Genomic DNA, 14596 nt, shown 5'->3' with positions numbered 1-14596 from the left:
TGAGGCGCATGACCGACCTCGATATCCGCCTCATCGCCCCGTCCGAACTCCCCGACTGGCTGCGTGCCCTCAACACCGGATTCCTGCGGGCGCCGACGCCCACCGACGAGCAGGTGACCGGGCGGCGGACCCACATGGACGTCTCCCGCACCCAGGGGGCGTTCGACGGCGGGCGGTGCGTGGCCACGTTCCGCTCGCTCGCGCAGGAGCTGACGATGGTGGGCGGCGCCCGGGTGCCCACGGACGCGATCACCAACGTCACCGTCTCCGCCACGCACCGCAGGCGGGGCCTGCTGACCCGGATGATGGCCGGTGACCTGGCGGCGGCGAAGGAGCGCGGCGAGGTGGCGGCGACGCTGATCGCCGCCGAGTACCCGATCTACGGGCGGTACGGGTTCGGCCCGGCCGCCGGGGCCACCGTGTGGGAGATCGATGTCCACCGCACGGGCCTCGACCGGCAGCGCCGCGTACCGGCGGACGGGGACGGCGGCCGGATCGACCTGGTGGACGGGGCGGAGGTCCGCGAGGTCGGCCCCGCCCTGCACGAGCGGCTGCGGGCCTTCCGGCACGGAGTGGTGGACCGCGACGAGCGCTGGTGGGAACAGCTCACCGGGGTGGCCGCCTTCCAGTTCGCCGTCTGGACCGAGCCCTTCTACGCCGTGTACCGGGGACCCGACGGCACGGTGGACGGCCTGCTGGTCTACCGCGTCGACGAGACCTGGAGCGACGCGAAGCAGCCGCTGAACGGCGCGAAGGTGCGCGACATGATCGCGGTGACCCCGGCGGCGGAGCGGGCGCTGTGGCACTACCTGTGCTCGGTGGACTGGATCTCCACCATCCGTACCGGCATCCGCCCGGCGGACGACCTGCTCCCGCTGCTGCTGCCGGACCCGCGCGCCGCGCGCGTGGTGACGCAGGCGGACTTCCTGTGGGTGCGCGTCCTGGACGTCGTCCGCGCCCTTGAGGCCCGCACGTACGCGGTGCCCGGGTCGCTGGTCCTGGAGATCCGGGACGCGGCGGGCCACGCGGCCGGCCGCGTCCACCTGGACGCCACGCCGGACGGAGCCTCCTGCGCTCCGACTACGCGCTCGGCGGACCTGGCGATGGACATCCGGGAGCTGGGGACGCTCTGGCTCGGCGACGAATCGGTCCTGCGGCTGGCGGCGCTGGGCCGGGTGGAGGAGCTGGTCCCGGGCGCGGCGGCGAAGGCGGACCCGGTGTTCCGGGCGGCGCGGCGGCCCTGGTGCCCGGACGTGTTCTGACCCCGGTCAGCCCCGGCGCCACCAGCGGAGGAACGCCCTCCCGGGGCTCCGGGGCCCTCGGGCGCGGCGCGCGGGCGTCAGGACGGGCGCGGGGCGCCACGCGTCGTCGGGCGAGGCCATCGGCGCCTGCCGGTCCGCCTGTGCGCGGATCTCGTAGTACGACTCGTGGGCGGTCACCCGGAACGCCTCGTCGTACGCGGCCAGCGCGGCCCGCATCGCCGACCCGGCGGGCCCGCGCCGCCTGACCCGTACGGCGAGCAGCCCGAGCAAGCCCATGACCGCCGCGAGGAGGCCGGTGCTGACGAGGTACGGCAGGAACGAGGCCATGCGGACGAGCCTAGGGGGTGCCGGGGTGGGCGTCTTCGTCCCGGTGCGCGGCCAGTTCGTCGCCGTGCCGCCGCAGGTTCGCCGAACTGTTCCGGGACGCCGCCCTCGTCGTGCGGCCGGGGGCGGACGACGGGGGAGCGTTCGGGGCGGTGGTGGCGGGGTTCGTCACGGGGCGCGGCTGAGGAGGAGCGCCGCTCGGTCCGTCAGGGTGCGCAGGTTCCGGATGCCGCGTTCGAGCCGGTGTCGGTGGACGAAGACGGTGAGGTCCAGGGCGACCTGGGCGAAGCAGTACGCCAGCACCCCGGGCCCGGCGGCCCGCTCACCGGCGGCGCAGAGCATCCGCACGGCCTCCGGTGTGAGGCCCTCGGCGCTCAGCAGGGTCGCGTAGTCGAAGGCCCGGGTCCCGCTGCCGATCGCCTCGACGTCCACGACGCCGCTGACCCGGCCGGCGTCCAGGAGGATGTTTCCGGGGCGGAAATCGCCGTGCACCAGGTCCCCGGTGGGCAGCGCCACGGCACCGTGGGCGGCGAGCAGTCGGGTGCAGACGGCGGCCATCTCCCGCCCGGCCGCCCCGGTCGCGGCCGCCTGCTGCCCGAGGCCGTCCGGATGGCCGGACAGCTGCTCCCGCACGAACCGCGACCAGTCCCGCCGCGGATCGGGGTCGAGCCCGGTGTGCGTCTCCAGGAGCCCGATGAGCAGCCGGGCCTCTTCCGCGCCGACCCGGTCCGGGCTGCGCCCGGGCACGAACGCCTGGACCTGGTATCCGAACCCGCCCTTACCCGTACCGACGGCGATCCATTCCGGCGTCGGGTAGCCCGCGCTCCGGATCTTCGCCACCGCGTCGGCAGCGCGCAGGATCTGCCCGGCCCAGGAGCGCGACGGGCTCCACTTGAGGACCGCCCGCCGCCCGTCCTCACCCCTCAGCAGCCAGGCCCCGGACTGCACCCCGTCGTCGAACCGCCGCAGCAGCCGGAGCCGCGTGCCGTGGGCGAGGTTGACCTCGTCCAGGACGTCTTGTGCTGCTCGGGTGTCGTCGCGTTCGGGCATGGACAGGTCTCCGATTCGTTCAGGGCCGCCCCGGCTCCCAGACCGAGCAGTCGTGCGCGAAGAGCACGCGTCGCGGGTCGAAGTCGGCCAGCCGGTCCAGCCAGTGCCGATACGGCGGAAGCGGCGGCTCCACGCCTTCCAGGGCCGCCTGCCGGGCCAGTTGCCCGGACGCGAAGTGCGAAGCGAAGTCGTGCGCCTGCCCGGCGAGGACCACCGTGCCGTCGCTCTGCCGGAGCACCAGCGACTGGTGCCCGTCGGTGTGCCCGGGCGTCGGAACGATCCGGACCCCCGGCCAGATCTCGGATTCGCCGGACACCTCCTCGTACACCGCGCCGGGAAAGTCGATCAACGCGTCGACGGTGTGGCCGCCCGCGCGGGCGGCGGCCAGTTCGACGTCCTGCACCAGGATCGGCCGGCCGCCCAGGAGGGGGTTGCCGCCGCAATGGTCGAAGTGCAGATGGCAGTTGACGACCACGGAGATGTCGTCGAGGCCGGTCCCCGCCGCCGCCAGGGCCTCCCGCAAGGCTCGCCGCCGGGGCCGGTAGTGCGCCTCCGTCTCCGGACCCGCGTCACCGATGCCGGTGTCGAAGAGGATCAGCCCGTTGTCGTGCCGGACCAAGTAGGCGAGGACGGGCTCGACGCGCGGCAGCCGCCCGCCCGTCTCCGCGGCGGGCCGGACGAAGTACCCGAGGTCGAGCCGGCGTACCGAGATGGTCCCCATCCGCCCATCCTGGCAGCCCGCCGCCCGGCATCGACCGGCTTTGCCGTCAGCGGAACCGCGATGTGGGCGGGAACACTTTTGCAAGCGCCTGCTTGCAAAAGTTAGCAAGTGGGGGCAGCATCGAGGCATGGCCTCACTCAACGTCGGCAATCTCGGCGAGTACCTGCGGGAGCAGCGCCGCAGTGCGCAGCTCTCCCTGCGGCAGCTCGCCGATGCCGCCGGGGTGTCGAACCCCTACCTCAGCCAGATCGAGCGCGGGCTGCGCAAGCCCAGCGCCGAGGTGTTGCAGCAGGTCGCCAAGGCGCTGCGCATCTCCGCCGAGACCCTGTACGTACGGGCCGGGATTCTGGACGAGCGGCAGCAGGACGAGCTGGAGACGCGGGCGGTGATCCTCGCCGATCCGTCGATCAACGAGCGCCAGAAGAGCGTGCTGCTCCAGATCTACGCCTCCTTCCGCAAGGAGAACGGGCTCGACGACGAGCCCGGGGCAGACGCTTCCTTCAATGCCGACGGCAGTGCTGCCGATACAGCTTGAGAGCTCCATCACCCTCACACGCAGTCTGATGATCCGGGAGGACCACAGTCATGGCCATCACCGATGACCTGCGCAAGACCCTCACCGACCCGACCCCCCTCTACTTCGCCGCCGGTACCGCCGACCTCGCCGTCCGCCAGGCCCGCAAGGTGCCGGCGCTGCTCGAACAGCTGCGGGCCGAGGCCCCGGAGCGGATCGAGGCCGTGCGGAACACCGACCCCAAGGCCGTGCAGGAGAAGGTCACCGAGCAGGCCCGGGAGGCGCAGGCCGTCCTCCAGGCCAAGGTCACCGAGGTGATCGGCGCCTTCGACACCGACCTGAAGAAGCTCGGCGAGAACGCCCAGGACCTGGCGCTGCGCGGTGTGGGAGTCGCCGCCGAGTACGCCGTACGGGCCCGGGAGACGTACGAGAAGGTCGCCGAGCGCGGCGAGCGCACCGTGCGGACGTGGCGGGGCGAGACCGCCGACGAGATCGTGGAGATCGCCGTCGTCGTGGAGCCGCGCAAGGAGTCCGAGCCGGCCGCCGCCCCGAAGCCGGCCGGTCCCGCGAAGGCCGCTCCCGCCGCGAAGCCGGCCGCCGCCAAGCCCACCACCACGGCCAAGCCGGCCGCCGCGAAGCCCGCCGCCGCCAAGCCTGCCGCCGCGGCGAAGAAGGCCCCGGCGCGGAAGCCCGCCGCGAAGAAGGCCACCCCGCCGTCCGGCAAGTAGCGCCGATGCCCCGGCAGGTGTGCCGGGACGGCGGGCGGGCACATTCCGGGTGGCCCGTTCGTTGTCCCGGTACCTTGGCCGCGAGGCGCTTTCCACCTGACTAGGCGGTGCACATCATGTTGCTCGACGGCTTCAACTCGTTCCTGGGGCTGCTCTCCGCGGCCATGCTCGTCCTTGCCGTGGTCGCGCTGGTCATGGCCCTGATGGCCCGAGAGGACGCCTACCGCGCCGCGGACAAGCAGAAGAAGTCCTTCTGGCTGATCATTCTCGGCATCGTGGTGGCGGTGAACCTCTGGCCCATCTTCATCTTCCTGCAGATCGCCGGCCTGATCGCCACCATCGTCTTCCTCGTGGACGTACGGCCCGCCCTCAAGGCCGTCTCCGGCGGCGGCCGTCGCCGCGGCGGCTCCAGCAGCGACGGCCCGTACGGCCCCTACAACGGCGGGCGCTGAGCCCTCGCCGGTGAGGCCGGGCGCGGGCGCGGGATGTTCACGCTCCGCGCGCCGCCCGGGGGCCGGAGCCGGGCGGTGTCCTGGGCGCGGTCGAGCAGCAGGACCGCGACGTCGTCCGTCAGCTCGCCGCCGTTCAGCTCCCGCGCCTGTGTCACCGCCGCTTCGAGCAACGCCTCGCCGGTCAGGCCCTCGGCGAGCCGGCGGTTGACCATCGCGACCATGCCGTCCTGGCCGAGGCGCTGCGTGCCCTCGCCGACGCGGCCCTCGATCAGGCCGTCCGTGTACATCATCAGGCTCCACGACCCGCCCAGCTCCACCTGCCTGCGCGGCCACCGCGCCCGCGGCAGCAGGCCCAGGGCCGGTCCGCCGTCCTCGTACGGGAGCAGTGCGGCCCGTCCTTGCCGGGCGACCAGCGGTGCGGGGTGCCCGGCCAGGCACAGGCCCGCCCGGCGGCCGTCCGGGGCGATGTCCACCGTGCAGAGCGTCGCGAAGATCTCCTCGCTCTCCCGCTCGTGCTCCAGCACCTCCTGGAGCGTGGAGAGCAGCTCGTCGCCGCAGAGCCCCGCCAGCGTCAGCGCGCGCCACGCTATGCGCAGTTCCACGCCGAGCGCCGCCTCGTCCGGGCCGTGGCCGCAGACGTCGCCGATCATCGCGTGCACGGTGCCGTCCGGGGTGCGGACCGTGTCGTAGAAGTCCCCGCCGAGCAGCGCGCGGCTGCGGCCCGGGCGGTAGTGCGCCGCGAAGCGCAGGTCGGAGCCGTCGAGGAGCGGGGTCGGGAGCAGGCCGCGTTCCAGCCGGGCGTTCTCCTGGGCGCGCAGCCGGGACTCGGTGAGCTGGCGCTGTGCGACGTCGGCCCGTTTGCGTTCGACGGCGTAGCGGATGGCCCGGCTCAGCAGCCTGCTGTCCAGCTCGCCCCGGAAGAGATAGTCCTGCGCGCCCACCCGGACCGCCTCGGCGGCCAGCTCGGCGTCGTCCTCGGCGGTGAGGGCGAGCACGGCGTGCCGGGGCGCGATCCGCAGGACGTGCTTGAGCGTGGCGAGCCCGTCCTCCTCGCCCTCCCCGTCGCCCCGCGCCTCGGCGCCGGCCGGCAGGGCCAGGTCCAGCAGGATGCAGTCCACGTCGTCGGTGAGGAGCCGGCCCGCCTCGGTGAGGTTGCGGGCGGCACGGATTCGGACCCGGGCACCGGCCGCGGCGGAGAGCTCCGGGGCGGTGAAGGTGCCCGCCGGGTCGTCCTCGATCACGAGGAGGGTGAGGCCGGCGCCGGAGCTGCTCTCCGCGGCGGGCGCGGAACACGGCTGCGGTTCGGGTACGGGCATCGGTTCGGGTTTCCTTCCCTCCCCCCGAGGGCGCGGCGGAGCGACGAACGACGTCCCGCCAGACGGGGACCATAGCGGTACGGACCACAGGAACGGAATGGCGACCCGCGCGCCGGGCCTGGCATATGCACCGCCATAAGCCGCGTCCCACCACGGATCAGGCGCGATGGGCCGCGCTGAGGCGGCCGATCGCGACATGACAAAGGTCACGCGCCCCGGCCCCGCGCGGTCGGCTGCGCCGACGCGTCACCGTCGAAGGCCCGGAGGCCCGCCCGCGCCGGGGCGCGCACTCGCCGGTGCCGGACCCGGGAGAAGCCGCACGCCGCTCAGGGACGCCCGCCCCACCGGTCCCGACGGCCGCACCGCCGTGTCCCGGCCGCCGGCCGTCGCCTCGCTCGCCCGGGCGCGAGTCGCTCCGCCAGGGGCAACGGTGTCCGGCGCGACGCGCGCCACCGCAGCCGCGCCCCCGGCCGCCGTCCGCCCGAGGACTACGCGTCGGGGCGGACCACGCCGAGTATCTGCATCGAGCCCGCGCCCGCCAGGGTGACGTCGCGGCCGGGGCGGGGGGCGTGGACGATCTGGCCGTTGCCCACGTACATGCCGACGTGGGTGGCGTCGGCGTGGTAGATGATCAGGTCGCCGGGGCGCATGTCCTTGATCGCGATGTGCGGCAGCAGCCGCCACTGCTCCTGCGAGGTGCGCGGGATCGGGCGGCCCGCGGCCGCCCATGCCTGGGACGTCAGCCCGGAGCAGTCGTACGACTTCGGGCCCTCCGCTCCCCACACGTACGGCTTGCCGATCTGCGCGGTCGCGAAGGCCACCGCCTTCTTGCCGAGCGGGCCGGCGTCCCGGTTGATCTCCTCCAGCGCGCCGGAGTCGAGCCACGCGCTCTGTGCCTGGCGCGCGGCCTCCCGCTCCATTTCGAGGAGCCGGGCCCGCTCCTCCTTCGCCAGCCGCGACTCCAGCTTCTTCGCCGCCGCTATCTGCGCGTTGATCTTCTTCTTGGCCTTGGCCTGCTTGACCCGGTTGGCTTCCAGCTTGGTCCAGTTGGTGCTGGCGTCCTTGGTGTACGTCTCCAAGTCCTGCTGGGTCCTGGTCAGTTCCGCCAGGAGCCCCTTGGTGGCCTGCTGGCCCTGGCGGGTGCGGCTGATGCCGTCCAGGAAGAGCTGCGGGTCGCCGCTGAGCATGAGGCGGGCGCCCGGCGGGAGTCCGGCGTTGCGGTACTCCTCGCGGGCCTGGGCGCCGGCCCGGTTCTTCAGGGCGGTGATCCTCGCCTGTCCCTCGACTATCGACTGCGCCAGCTCGACCAGCTCGCCCGACTGCTTCTTGGCCTTCTCCTCGGCGAGGTTGTACGCGTCCGTGGCGGCGCCCGCCTCCAGGTACAGCTCGTCGATCTCCGCGCGCACCTGTTCCAGGCTCTTCCCGCCGCCGTCGGCGGACTCCGGCGGTGTCGGCGCGGCGAACGCCTGGACCGGCGAGGCGAGGACCGCCAGCGCGCAGACCAGAGTCATCGCGGCGGCGGCACAGTGGCGTCGGTACACGAGCTCCCCCTCCGAGCAGTTCCCAACTGTTCGAGCAGACCCAGCAAACCAGATCGGTCAATTGTCTGATTAACCGTCAGTAACATGGGGCGTCGACCAGATCGTGCCATGCCGTACTGAAAAGCAACAGAGGCAGACACGCCACGGCCTCCGGGCGGCACTTCGCCCTTCCGTCACTCCCCGCCACCCCGGCGCCCCCGACGTCCCACTCACTCCGACGAACGACGACCCCCCGGCCGTTCCCGCCGCGGGGGTGAATTCCGGTGCGGCGAGGCGCGCCCTCACTACCCGCCGGGCCGCAGCGCCTCCCATGCCACCGTGACCTCGCCCTGGCGCCACCGGCGCACTCCGTCCGTCAGCGGCCAGTCGCCCGAGAGCGCCCGCACCGCCGTGATCCAGCGCTGCCGTGCCCCCAGCGAGGCGTAGGGCGCCGCGGCCGCCCACGCCCGGTCGAAGTCGCGCAGGAAGGCGTGCACCCGCTCACCCGGGACGTTGCGGTGGATCAGCGCCTTCGGCAGCCGTTCGGCGAGATCGGACGGCCGGTCCAGCGAGCCGAGCCGGGTCGCGAAGGTCACCGTGCGCGGCCCCTCCGGCCCCAGCGCCACCCAGACGTGCCGGCGCCCGATCTCGTCGCAGGTGCCCTCCACCAGCAGCCCGTCCGGCGCCAGCCGCTCGCACAGCCGCTGCCAGACCCCGGCCACCTCGCTCTCGTCGTACTGGCGCAGCACATTCGCCGCCCGGATCAGCGAGGGCCGCTCCGGCAACGGGATCTCGAAGCCGCCGTGCCGGAAGGTGAGGCCCTCGCGGGCGTACGGCTGCGCGGCGGCGACCCGCTCCGGGGAGATCTCGATGCCGACCACCGCCGTGCGCGGTTCGGCGGTGCGCAGGCGCTCCAGCAGCTCGACGGCGGTCCAGGGCGCGGCCCCGTAGCCGAGGTCGACGGCGACGGGGTTCCCGGCGCGGCGCAGGGCGGGACCGTGCGTGGCGGCGATCCAGCGGTCCATGCGGCGCAGCCGGTTCGGGTTGGTGGTGCCGCGCGTCGCGGTGCCGATCGGGCGCATGACACAGAGCGTAACGATCCGGGCGGATGCGGGCGCCGGGCGGGCGGAGGAGCACCGGCACGGCCACCGCGTCCGCACCGTAATGATTTGGCAAAGCGGAAATGAAAGGAGGGATTCCGCTGTTCCCCACCTTCGAAGGGACCGTGCGCCCCTTCGGTGCCATGCCGTGAACCGCGCCGGCACCGGGGCCCAGCGAGGAGGACGGACGACGTGACCCAGTACGTCTCTCGGCTCGGCAGCAGCCGTGGCGCACCGCGTCGCAGGTTCCCCGCAGGTCTCACCGGCTCCTTCACCACCGGTCACCGCAAGCCCCGCCGCATCGCGATGCTCTCCGTGCACACCTCCCCGCTGCACCAGCCGGGGACGGGCGACGCCGGGGGGATGAACGTGTACATCGTGGAGCTCGCCAAGCGGCTCGCGGCGATCAACATCGAGGTCGAGATCTTCACCCGCTCCACCACCGGAGGGCTGCCCCCCGCCGTGGACCTGGCGCCCGGTGTCCTCGTCCGGCACATCGACGCGGGACCGTACGAGGGCCTGGCCAAGGAGGAGCTGCCCGCGCAGCTCTGCGCCTTCACCCACGGGGTGATGCAGGCGTGGGCCGGTCAGCGCCCCGGCTACTACGACCTCGTCCACTCCCACTACTGGCTCTCCGGACACGTCGGCTGGCTGGCCGCGCAGCGCTGGGGCGTTCCCCTCGTGCACGCCATGCACACCATGGCCAAGGTGAAGAACGCCGCGCTCGCCGAGGGCGACACCCCCGAGCCGGCCGCCCGGGTCATCGGCGAGACCCAGATCGTGGACGCCGCCGACCGGCTGATCGCCAACACCGCCGAGGAGGCGGGGGAGCTGGTCCGGTTCTACGACGCCGATCCGCGCGCCGTCGCCGTCGTCCACCCCGGCGTCAACCTCGACCGCTTCCGCCCCGGCGACGGCCGGGCCGCCGCCCGCGCCCGGCTCGGCCTTCCGCAGGACGCCCTGATCCCCCTCTTCGCGGGCCGCATACAGCCGCTGAAGGCCCCCGACGTGCTGCTGCGCGCGGTCGCCGTGCTGCTCGACCGGGACCCCTCGCTGCGCTCCCGGATCGTGGTGCCCGTCGTCGGCGGCCCCAGCGGCAGCGGCCTCGCGAAGCCGGAGGGGTTGCAGAAGCTCGCGGCCCGGCTGGGCATCGCGGACGTCGTACGGTTCCACCCGCCGGTCGGGCAGGACCGGCTCGCCGACTGGTTCCGGGCCGCGTCCGTGCTGGTCATGCCCTCGTACAGCGAGTCCTTCGGGCTCGTCGCCGTCGAGGCCCAGGCTGCCGGGACGCCGGTCGTCGCGGCGGCCGTGGGGGGCCTTCCGGTGGCCGTGCGCGACGGGGTCAGCGGCTTCCTGATACAGGGGCACGACCCGGCCGCGTACGCCCGGGCGCTGGAGCGGTTCGCGCAGGCGCCGGAGCTGGTGGCCCGGATGGGCGGGGCGGCGGCGGAGCACGCCCAGCGGTTCGGCTGGGACACGGCGGCGGCCGCCACCGCGGAGGTCTACACGGCCGCCGTCCAGGAACACCGCAGGCGGGCCCGCACCCGTCACGCGTGACCGGCGCCGTACCCGCCGGGCGGCACCACGTGACGCCCCCGGCACCCTCCCCGACCGCGCGCCCCCACCGCCTGACGTACGCTCGAAACATGGCTGACGCACCCGTACCGGCGAAGAACGAGGCCACCCGGGCCGCCCAGGTCCTCGAAGCGAGCTTCGCCGACGCCGGGCTCGACTGGGAGAGCCCCGCACCGGGCAGCTACGTCGTCCAGCTCCCCGGCACCCGCAAGCTGGCCACCACCTGCTCACTGATCGTCGGTGCGCACAGCCTCTCCCTCAACGCCTTCGTCATCCGGCACCCCGACGAGAACGACGCGGCGGTGCACCGCTGGCTGCTGGAACGGAACCTGCGCCTGTTCGGCGTGAGTTACGCGATCGACCGGCTCGGGGACATCTACCTCACCGGCAAGCTGCCGCTGTCCGTGGTGACGCCCGAAGAGGTGGACCGGCTGCTCGGCTCCGTGCTGGAGGCGGCGGACGGCGCGTTCAACTCCCTGCTGGAGATCGGCTTCGCGACCGCCATCCGCAAGGAGTACGCCTGGCGGGTCTCGCGCGGCGAGTCCACCCGCAATCTCGACGCCTTCGCGCACCTCACGCAGCGCCCCGCGGGCTGACCTCGCGTCACCCCCGTACGCGCGTCGTCGACTCGATCTCCTGGAGCGTGGCCTCGAGACGGGGTGCGACCTCGTTCCAGGTCCACTCCAGCTGCTCCCCTGACGTGCCGCGCGGCACGGTCTCCACCAGCATGATTAGGTACAGGTACGCCCGGTAGAGCGCGAGCCTCAGCCGCAGCGAACCGTCGAACTCCACGGGCCCGCCCGGCGCCTCCTCCCCGTAACCGGCGAGGAAGTCCTTGTCGTCGGCGATGTCACCCAGCAGGGCGAGCGACACGAAGTCGGCGGCCGGGTCGCCCCAGAACATCCGCTCCCCGTCGATGATCCCGCCCACCCGCCGGGCGCCCGGCTCACCGGTGACCAGGATGTTCCCCTGCCACAGGTCGAAGTGGACCAGGGCCGGCCGGGTCACGTCGTCCAGCACGTACGCGGCGGCGCCGAGCACCGCGCCGGTCTCCGCCGCCGTACGGGGGAGCCGGGCCGCGTACGTCCGCGCGTCGGCCAGGACCGCGTCCGTCATCGTGGTGAACGCCTGCCGCCAGCCGGGCGCGAGCGGGCCGAGCGCCTGAGAGGGGTAGCCGAAGCCGCCCGGAGCGGGCACGCCGTGCAGCCGGCCGACGATCCGCCCGAGCTCGGTGCGCAACGACGCCTCCTCGCCGTCGGCCATGCCGCCGGTCAGCTCGTGCCAGGGGCGGCCGGGGCGTGCGGACATGACCACGTACGGGCCGGTGGGGGCGGCCGGACGGGTCTCGGCGCGCACGACGAGGGGCACGGTCGCCTCGTCCCCTGCGGCCCGGTAGAACGTCACCTCGTTGACCAGCAGGCCGTGTTCGTACGACAGGCAGTCCCCGGCGGCCGGCGGCGGCACCTTCACCACCCAGTCGCGCCCGTCCGTCAGCCGGACGCGGCTGACGGCGTTGTACGTGCCGCCGGTCAGCGGCTCGCAGGAGGCGACCAGGCCGGGCCGTATGCCCAACGAGCCGAGGACGTCGGAGAGAACGGAATCGATCGCCACGGTGAGTTCCCCCTGAACGGTGTGCTCGAAGTGATCACGACGGCGTCACGATCACGTGCGATGCCCAAAGTAAAGGATTGCCAAACCACAGCGGACTCATAGAGTTGGCTCACCCCCACGCACCCCCATCTCAGCCGCGCCGAACCCGGCGGGGCTGCTCGCGTGCGGGCGAAACACTTTGAGCAGAAAGACGGGCCATGCGACCCACTGTCATACGCCGTACCGCTGTTGCCGCCACCGTGATGTCCCTGGCGCTGTTCACCGCCGCCTGCGGTTCGGACGGTGACGACAAGGACAGCGGCAAGGCGGCCGGTTCCTCGGCCCAGCCTTCGGACAAGGGCGCCGACAAGGGCGCGGACGCCCCCGCGAAGGCGCTGTCCGCCGCCGGGCTGGAGCAGGTCTCGCTGGCGCAGGGCGACGTCAAGGACCACAAGATCACCAAGGCCGGTCCGGCCGACCTGATCGACGCCAAGGACGTGACCGCGGACAAGGAGTCCTGCGACGTCTTCGCCGACGCGCTGATGGGCGCGAAGGCCGGTTCGCCCGCCGCCGCGACGCAGCGCAAGGTGGCCAGTGTGCCGAAGAAGGGCGCGGACAAGGACATCGCCGACCCGGAGGAGGCGTTCAAGGCGGCCTTCGACATCACGACGACGATGACCACGCTGGCGTCGTACGACGGCAAGGGGGCCGAGGAGACGCTGGCCGCGCTGCGCACCGCCGCGACGGACTGCGCGGGCGGCTTCACGCTCACCGTCGCCGGGGACAAGCAGAAGGTCGCCAAGATCGCGGAGGAGCAGGTCAAGGGCGGCGAGGAGGCGGCGGCCTGGACGGTGACGGTGGAGTCCGACGGCGAGAAGAGCACCCTCAAGCTCACGGCGCTGCGTCAGGGCGCGACGCTCGCCACGCTCAGCTCGATGAACCTCGCGGCCGCGGGCTCCGGCGAGGACTTCGACCTGCCGACCGCGGTGATCGACGCGCAGGCGAAGAAGCTGGCCTGACCGCCCGTCAGGGAAGCGGAACGAGGCGTACGACGGTGACGGTGAGGACCGACCCGGAGACGTAGTAGAGCACGATCGCCCCGGCGACCGTCGCCTCCCGGCGATCGTGCTCCCCCTTGACGGCGGTCGACCCGTGTCCGTAGGGCTCACGCCCCAGGGTCGCCGCCATCTCGTCCCGGAATGTTTCACCGTCCGCCATCTTGGCAAGGGTGTCGTCTGCGGGCGGCGCGTAGGAGATCCGGAAGCTCAAGCGACGCTCCGCCTCTCGGCCTCGTCCTGCGCCAGCCGGTCCAGAATCCGCTCGGCCTCCGGATCGGGAACGGCCTCCAGCATCCAGTGCCGCATCACGGCCTGGATCTCATGCACCCCGGCCTCATTGATGGCCCGCTCGAACTCCGCCCGCCGCCCCTCCGGCAACGCGTCCCGGATCGCCGGAATGCTGTTGGGCACCTCGACCTCGGCACCCCCGACAAAGGTCTTCAACGGCTCACCCATAACCGCCCTCCCGGTCTTCCCCGCATGGAGCTCAGAGTACGGGGCGGGGTGACGCGCGTCACTTCCGGTCGGTGGTCACCGGCAACGACAAGGCCCCCGCCCGACCGTGCCGGGCGGAGGCCTTCTCGGGGGCGGGTGCTACTTCTTGCCCTGGTTCTTCACGGCCTCGATCGCGGCCTTCGCCGCGTCCGCGTCGAGGTAGGTGCCGCCCGGGTTCAGGGGGCGGAATTCCGCGTCGAGTTCGTAGGTGAGCGGGATGCCCGTGGGGATGTTCAGGCCCGCGATGTCGGCGTCGGAGATGCCGTCGAGGTGCTTGACCAGGGCGCGGAGGCTGTTGCCGTGCGCGGCGACCAGGACCGTGCGGCCGGTCAGGAGGTCCGGGACGATGCCGTCGTACCAGTACGGCAGCATGCGCGTGACGACGTCCTTCAGGCACTCCGTGCGCGGGCGCAGCTCCGGCGGGATCGTCGCGTAGCGCGCGTCGTCGCTCTGGGAGAACTCGGTGCCGTCCTCGAGGGCGGGCGGCGGGGTGTCGTACGAGCGGCGCCAGAGCATGAACTGCTCCTCGCCGAACTCGGCGAGCGTCTGCGCCTTGTCCTTGCCCTGGAGCGCGCCGTAGTGGCGCTCGTTCAGACGCCAGGAGCGGTGCACGGGAATCCAGTGGCGGTCCGCGGCCTCCAGCGCGAGCTGGGCGGTGCGGATGGCGCGCTTCTGGAGGGAGGTGTGCAGCACGTCGGGGAGCAGGCCGGCGTCCTTCAGCAGCTCACCGCCGCGGACCGCCTCCTTCTCGCCCTTCTCGGTGAGGTTGACGTCCACCCATCCGGTGAACAGGTTCTTCGCGTTCCACTCGCTCTCGCCGTGGCGGAGGAGGATCAGCTTGTACGGTGCGTCGGCCATGAGTCCGAGCGTAATCGAACCCGTCCGAGCCGC

Annotated in this window: 18 protein-coding genes; 7 read left to right on the top strand and 11 right to left on the bottom strand. The window is 73.0% G+C overall.

The genetic code is table 11. The annotated features are described in order from the left end of the window. Positions 1-8 precede the first annotated feature (8 nt). Positions 9-1262: a GNAT family N-acetyltransferase gene (locus AB0L33_RS09495; RefSeq protein ID WP_365679282.1), complete on the top strand. Its 1254-nt coding sequence runs from the start codon at positions 9-11 to the stop codon at positions 1260-1262. Positions 1263-1268: 6 nt separating this feature from the next. Here the strand turns inward: AB0L33_RS09495 and AB0L33_RS09490 are convergent, their stop codons facing one another. The 4 genes from AB0L33_RS09490 to AB0L33_RS09475 are packed head-to-tail and all read right to left on the bottom strand — an operon-like array spanning position 1269 to position 3357. Further along, positions 1269-1589: a hypothetical protein gene (locus AB0L33_RS09490; protein WP_365679280.1), complete on the bottom strand. Its 321-nt coding sequence runs from the start codon at positions 1587-1589 to the stop codon at positions 1269-1271. Between the two features lie 10 nt (positions 1590-1599). Then, positions 1600-1758 (bottom strand): hypothetical protein, encoded by a 159-nt coding sequence (locus AB0L33_RS09485; protein WP_365679278.1) that lies wholly within the window; start codon positions 1756-1758, stop codon positions 1600-1602. Continuing rightward, positions 1755-2636, bottom strand: a complete 882-nt coding sequence (locus tag AB0L33_RS09480) for an aminoglycoside phosphotransferase family protein (RefSeq protein ID WP_365679276.1) — start codon at positions 2634-2636, stop codon at positions 1755-1757. The genes AB0L33_RS09485 and AB0L33_RS09480 overlap by 4 nt, the downstream gene beginning before the upstream one ends. A 19-nt stretch (positions 2637-2655) precedes the next feature. Next, positions 2656-3357 carry an N-acyl homoserine lactonase family protein gene (locus tag AB0L33_RS09475; RefSeq protein WP_365679274.1) on the bottom strand — a complete coding sequence of 234 codons (702 nt, stop codon included), beginning with the start codon at positions 3355-3357 and terminating at the stop codon, positions 2656-2658. A gap of 127 nt (positions 3358-3484) precedes the next feature. On the opposite strand from AB0L33_RS09475, the gene AB0L33_RS09470 reads away from it, so the two are divergent. The 3 genes from AB0L33_RS09470 to AB0L33_RS09460 all read left to right on the top strand — a co-directional run bounded on the left by AB0L33_RS09470 (position 3485) and on the right by AB0L33_RS09460 (position 5051). Further along, positions 3485-3892, top strand: coding sequence for a helix-turn-helix transcriptional regulator (locus tag AB0L33_RS09470; protein ID WP_365679272.1), 408 nt, complete (start codon positions 3485-3487; stop codon positions 3890-3892). Positions 3893-3942: 50 nt separating this feature from the next. Beyond that, entirely contained in the window at positions 3943-4599 is a 657-nt protein-coding gene (locus tag AB0L33_RS09465; protein ID WP_365679270.1) for a hypothetical protein, read from the top strand. A gap of 116 nt (positions 4600-4715) precedes the next feature. Then, positions 4716-5051 carry a DUF2516 family protein gene (locus AB0L33_RS09460; protein ID WP_365679268.1) on the top strand — a complete coding sequence of 112 codons (336 nt, stop codon included), beginning with the start codon at positions 4716-4718 and terminating at the stop codon, positions 5049-5051. On the opposite strand, the gene AB0L33_RS09455 is transcribed toward AB0L33_RS09460, so the two are convergent. From AB0L33_RS09455 to AB0L33_RS09445, 3 genes are all read right to left on the bottom strand, one after another. Continuing rightward, positions 5033-6367 carry a SpoIIE family protein phosphatase gene (locus tag AB0L33_RS09455; RefSeq protein ID WP_365679266.1) on the bottom strand — a complete coding sequence of 445 codons (1335 nt, stop codon included), beginning with the start codon at positions 6365-6367 and terminating at the stop codon, positions 5033-5035. The two genes, AB0L33_RS09460 and AB0L33_RS09455, sit on opposite strands and share 19 nt — an antisense overlap. A 488-nt stretch (positions 6368-6855) precedes the next feature. Further along, the gene (locus AB0L33_RS09450) at positions 6856-7908 is read right to left on the bottom strand and encodes an NlpC/P60 family protein (RefSeq protein ID WP_365679264.1); all 1053 of its coding nucleotides are present in this window, start codon (positions 7906-7908) and stop codon (positions 6856-6858) included. A 284-nt stretch (positions 7909-8192) separates the two neighbouring features. After that, positions 8193-8969 carry a class I SAM-dependent methyltransferase gene (locus AB0L33_RS09445; protein WP_365679262.1) on the bottom strand — a complete coding sequence of 259 codons (777 nt, stop codon included), beginning with the start codon at positions 8967-8969 and terminating at the stop codon, positions 8193-8195. A 210-nt stretch (positions 8970-9179) separates the two neighbouring features. On the opposite strand from AB0L33_RS09445, the gene mshA reads away from it, so the two are divergent. Both mshA and AB0L33_RS09435 read left to right on the top strand, forming a co-directional pair. Beyond that, positions 9180-10544: a D-inositol-3-phosphate glycosyltransferase gene (gene mshA, locus AB0L33_RS09440; RefSeq protein ID WP_365679260.1), complete on the top strand. Its 1365-nt coding sequence runs from the start codon at positions 9180-9182 to the stop codon at positions 10542-10544. 89 nt (positions 10545-10633) lie between these two features. Then, entirely contained in the window at positions 10634-11158 is a 525-nt protein-coding gene (locus AB0L33_RS09435; protein WP_365679258.1) for a YbjN domain-containing protein, read from the top strand. Between the two features lie 7 nt (positions 11159-11165). Here the strand turns inward: AB0L33_RS09435 and AB0L33_RS09430 are convergent, their stop codons facing one another. Then, positions 11166-12173 (bottom strand): aminoglycoside phosphotransferase family protein, encoded by a 1008-nt coding sequence (locus AB0L33_RS09430; RefSeq protein WP_365679256.1) that lies wholly within the window; start codon positions 12171-12173, stop codon positions 11166-11168. 197 nt (positions 12174-12370) lie between these two features. On the opposite strand from AB0L33_RS09430, the gene AB0L33_RS09425 reads away from it, so the two are divergent. Continuing rightward, positions 12371-13171, top strand: a complete 801-nt coding sequence (locus AB0L33_RS09425; RefSeq protein ID WP_365679254.1) for a hypothetical protein — start codon at positions 12371-12373, stop codon at positions 13169-13171. 7 nt (positions 13172-13178) lie between these two features. On the opposite strand, the gene AB0L33_RS09420 is transcribed toward AB0L33_RS09425, so the two are convergent. The 3 genes from AB0L33_RS09420 to AB0L33_RS09410 form a co-directional block, all read right to left on the bottom strand. After that, positions 13179-13421, bottom strand: a complete 243-nt coding sequence (locus AB0L33_RS09420; RefSeq protein ID WP_161207978.1) for a hypothetical protein — start codon at positions 13419-13421, stop codon at positions 13179-13181. Then, positions 13418-13666: a hypothetical protein gene (locus AB0L33_RS09415; RefSeq protein ID WP_143621014.1), complete on the bottom strand. Its 249-nt coding sequence runs from the start codon at positions 13664-13666 to the stop codon at positions 13418-13420. The genes AB0L33_RS09420 and AB0L33_RS09415 overlap by 4 nt, the downstream gene beginning before the upstream one ends. A gap of 138 nt (positions 13667-13804) precedes the next feature. Next, complete coding sequence (locus AB0L33_RS09410; protein ID WP_265542705.1) at positions 13805-14563, bottom strand: phosphoglyceromutase; 759 nt, start codon at positions 14561-14563, stop codon at positions 13805-13807. Between the last annotated feature and the right edge of the window lie 33 nt (positions 14564-14596).

Source organism: Streptomyces sp. NPDC052299, from assembly GCF_040679335.1.
Classification (GTDB): domain Bacteria; phylum Actinomycetota; class Actinomycetes; order Streptomycetales; family Streptomycetaceae; genus Streptomyces.
This window is presented reverse-complemented; position numbering and strand designations above follow the sequence as displayed.